The sequence below is a fragment of the Desulfovibrio sp. genome (assembly GCF_035644575.1).
Taxonomy (GTDB): domain Bacteria; phylum Desulfobacterota; class Desulfovibrionia; order Desulfovibrionales; family Desulfovibrionaceae; genus Desulfovibrio.
The window spans coordinates 1-3,796 of sequence record NZ_DASQOG010000011.1; the positions used below are offsets into that span (position 1 = coordinate 1).

3 protein-coding genes and 1 pseudogene are annotated in these 3,796 nt (G+C 60.8%); all 4 read left to right on the forward strand.

What is annotated here, in order from left to right; all coding sequences use genetic code 11:
- Positions 1–146: 146 nt before the first annotated feature.
- The gene (locus VEZ52_RS00515; RefSeq protein WP_324835066.1) at positions 147–1,067 is read left to right on the forward strand and encodes a branched-chain amino acid transaminase; all 921 of its coding nucleotides are present in this window, start codon (positions 147–149) and stop codon (positions 1,065–1,067) included.
- A gap of 224 nt (positions 1,068–1,291) precedes the next feature.
- Positions 1,292–3,286 (forward strand): DNA polymerase III subunit gamma/tau, encoded by a 1,995-nt coding sequence (gene dnaX / locus VEZ52_RS00520; protein WP_324835067.1) that lies wholly within the window; start codon positions 1,292–1,294, stop codon positions 3,284–3,286.
- A gap of 87 nt (positions 3,287–3,373) precedes the next feature.
- Complete coding sequence (locus VEZ52_RS00525; RefSeq protein ID WP_324835068.1) at positions 3,374–3,685, forward strand: YbaB/EbfC family nucleoid-associated protein; 312 nt, start codon at positions 3,374–3,376, stop codon at positions 3,683–3,685.
- Between the two features lie 4 nt (positions 3,686–3,689).
- Positions 3,690–3,796 (forward strand): annotated as a pseudogene (locus tag VEZ52_RS00530) (recombination protein RecR); the annotation flags it as partial.

Consider the following 3,796-nt stretch of genomic DNA (forward strand, 5'->3'; position numbering starts at 1 on the left):
CCCGCAATTGTGGATATTCTTTCTCCCACTGGCGCAATTGCTTGCCATATGCGGTCATTTTCAGTAGATTTTTGCTCTTGCGGCAACCGCCGGGACTGCCCCGGCGCGCCCGCGTCTTATACAGCAGGCTACTGCGGAGGAAAGCCATGCAGAACGCAAAGTTTATCTGGTTTGACGGAAAAATGCTCCCTTCTGAACAAGCACAGGTTCATGTGCTGACCCACGCCTTGCATTACGGCAGCGCCGTATTTGAAGGCATTCGCGCATACGCCTGCGCCGACGGCACTTCTGCCGTATTCCGTCTGGAAGACCACTGCAAGCGCCTAATTAACTCCGCTAAGATTATGCGCCTGGAAGTACCCTTCACGGCTGAACAGCTCGTAGCCGCCTGTATTGAGACCCTCAAGGCCAACAAACTGCCCGAAGGTTACGTGCGCCCCCTTTCTTTTGTGGGCCACGGCGAAATGGGCGTCTACCCCGGCAACAACCCGGTGCAGACCATCGTCGCCGCCTGGGCGTGGGGCGCGTATCTTGGCGCAGAAGCTCTTGAAAAGGGCATCCGCGTCAAGACCAGCAGCTTTGCCCGCAGCCATGTAAATACCAGCATGTCCAAGGCCAAGGCCGCCGGCAACTACATCAACTCCATCCTTGCCAAGGTGGAAGCCAAGGAAGACGGCTATGACGAAGCCGTGATGCTCGACACCAACGGCTACGTTTCCGAAGCCACGGGCGAGAACATCTTTATCGTGCGCGACGGCGTGATCAAAACCACGCCCTGGACGTCCATTCTTGGCGGCCTTACGCGTGATTCCGTCATGAAGCTTGCCAGAGACCTCGGCTACACCGTGGAAGAACAGCAGTTCACCCGCGATGAGTTCTACATCGCTGACGAAGCGTTCTTTACCGGCACCGCGGCTGAAATCACCCCCATCCGCGAGCTTGACCACCGCCAGATCGGCGTTGGACACGCTGGCCCGGTGACCAAGCATCTGCAGAAAGAATACTTTGCCATCGTCAAGGGCGAAAATCCCAAGTACGAAGGCTGGCTGCACCGCTTTACCATTTAGTGCAGACAAACGGCGGGCCGCAATGCCGCCGCTATAGAGATATGCATCCGGCAGTTCCGTCCTCGCGGGGCTGCCGGATGCCAAAGAGTAAACAAGCCCAGCCTGCGTCGTAATCCGGCGCAACACGGCCACAACAGGTAACAGCCTTTCCTGCGGGTTCGCGCGCAGCGCAATCCGGGACTGCCCGACAGCCCGTTGGTCATCATTCAAAGGCAACGAGCGCCATGAAACATCTTTCCCTCGCCGCACGATACAGGCCGCAAAACTTCGCCCAGGTAGCAGGACAGGACATGGTCAAGGCCGTCCTTTCCCGCGCTGCGGCAGAAGACAGGCCCGCAGCCGCCTACCTTTTGAGCGGCACTCGCGGCGTGGGCAAAACTACCATTGCCCGTATTTTTGCCAAGGCGCTCAACTGTCAGCACGCTCCGGGGCCGGAACCCTGCAACCAGTGCGAACAGTGCCGCAAGATCACCCAGGGCGTGCACGTTGACGTGACCGAGATCGACGGCGCTTCCAACAACAGCGTGGAAGACGCCCGCTCCCTGCGCGAAACCATCGGCTACGCGCCCATGGAAGGCCGCTACAAGATTTTCATCATTGACGAAGCCCACATGCTTACCCGCAACGCCTTCAACGCGTTGCTGAAAACGCTGGAAGAGCCGCCGGAACGCGTGGTCTTTATTTTTGCCACCACCGAGGCGCACAAGTTCCCCATCACCATTGTGAGCCGCTGCCAGCATTTTGTGTTTCGCCACCTGAGCGAAGACGCGCTCTTTGCCCACCTCACCGCTGTGCTGCGCAAAGAAAACGCCGCCTTTGAAGAGGGGGCCGTGCGGCTTATTGCGCGCAGGGCTGCGGGCAGCGTGCGCGACAGCATGTCGCTGCTTGATCAGACCCTTGCCCTTGGCGGAGAGGAACTCACCGTTGCAGCCACCCGGCAGGTACTCGGCCTTGCTGGGCAGGAACTGTTTGCGGAGCTGTTTACCGCCCTGCAAGGGCAGGATTGCGCCGCCGTGGCAAACCTGTGCGGGCAGATATTACAGCAAGGCGTGGATATTGGCTTTTTCATGCGGGAGCTTGCAGGCAATCTGCGCAACCTTTTTTTGCTGCGCCAGAGCGGTCAGGCCATTGTGCCGAGCCTGCGCCTTCCCGCAGACGAAGCCGCCCTGTGGCAGGGCATTGCCCCGCAATTTTCTGCCGCGCATCTGCACGCGGCCTGGCAGATGGCCCTTGACGCGCAGCGCGGCATAGTGCAAAGCCCGGAACCAGCAGCAGCGCTTGAACTGCTTTTGCTCAACCTTGCCCTGCTGCCGCAGTTGCTGCCCGTTGGGCAAGCCACGCCCGGCCCCGCTGGACAGGCTGGCGGAGCCGGACAGGGAACCCAGCAGGCTCATGCCGTGCCCCCCTCTGCGCAACGTGTGGAAAACAGCGTGGAAATGCCCGCCGGTAGCGCGCAGATGGCGCAATCCCGCCCCAGGGATGCCGCCACGGGCCAGCACGCCGCCAATGATGCGGACGATGCGGAATCAGACGAGCCTGACGCGGCCCGGAATTTTGCTGCCCCCACGCACCGCCCCTGGCGGCCCGGTGCGCAAACAGGAGCAGTGCGACCAGACCAGAACAGACCTGCATATGGCGGGCCTGACCAGGGTAATTCAAGCCAGGGCAACTCAAATTTGGGCAACTCAAGTCTGGGTAGTCCAGGCCAGAAGGCCCCCCTGCAGGAGGATTCTGGCCCCCGAAATTTCGGGCAAGAGGATTCTGGACACTATGGTGCTGGCCCCAGTGATACTGCCCAGCCAGACTCCGGCGCAAGCAGCGCGGGCACACCAGGCCAGGGCAAGCAGGAAGCTCAGGCAGCCTGTAACTGGGCGGCATTTTGTGACTTTTGCTCTTCATGGCAAGGCGCCGGGCGCGACATGCCGCGCCAGCATTTGCTGCGCAGCGTGAGCGCCACATGGACTGACGGAATTTTGCGCCTCTCCCCCAAGGCTGAAACCCAGTTGTTTCAGCTTGAGCGCGGGCGCGAGGAGCTGACAGCAGCTCTTGCCGCCTACGGCGCGGGGCAGACGCAGCTGGAATTCGTGGCGCCCCGGCCCTATCGCCCTGAGGCGGAACTGATTGAAGAATTCAGCCAGAGGCCCGAGTTGCAGCCCTGCCTTGAGGTGCTGAACGCACGGGTCAAAGGGTGCCGCCCGGTGGATCAGGACAACCGCTGAGCCCGCTGACAACTGAAAAAACTTTCCGCGTCCGCCCGGCCCATGCCGCCGGAACCGGAAGCATGCAACAGACGCAAGGAGAAACACATGCGGAACATGAACGACATTCTGCGCCAGGCGCAGGTTATGCAGAACAAGATCGCCAAACTCCAGCAGGAAATGGGCGAACACAGCTACGAAGCCAGCAGCGGCGGCGGTATGGTCAAGGCCGAAGTTTCCGGCAAGCAGGAACTGCGCAAGCTGGTCATTGATCCCAAGGCCCTTGAAGGCAACGATGTTGAAATGCTCCAGGATCTTATTCTGGCTGCCGTTAACGAAGCCGGTCGCATCGCCCGCGAAACCATGGAGCGCGAAATGAGCTCCATCTCCGGCGGCATCAAGCTGCCCGGCCTTTTCTAGAGCCATGCACGATCGGATTCCCGAACCGCTCAAGGCCCTGGTAGAGCAGCTTTCGCGTCTGCCGGGCCTTGGCCCCAAATCCGCCATGCGGGCCGCCATGGCCCTGCTCAA

What these genes read in the sequence shown, in the direction of transcription:
- VEZ52_RS00515 (WP_324835066.1), top strand. Translation starts at nt 147, where the DNA reads ATGCAGAACGCAAAGTTTATCTGGTTTGACGGAAAAATGCTCCCTTCT.
- dnaX (WP_324835067.1), top strand. Translation starts at nt 1,292, where the DNA reads ATGAAACATCTTTCCCTCGCCGCACGATACAGGCCGCAAAACTTCGCC.
- VEZ52_RS00525 (WP_324835068.1), top strand. Translation starts at nt 3,374, where the DNA reads ATGCGGAACATGAACGACATTCTGCGCCAGGCGCAGGTTATGCAGAAC.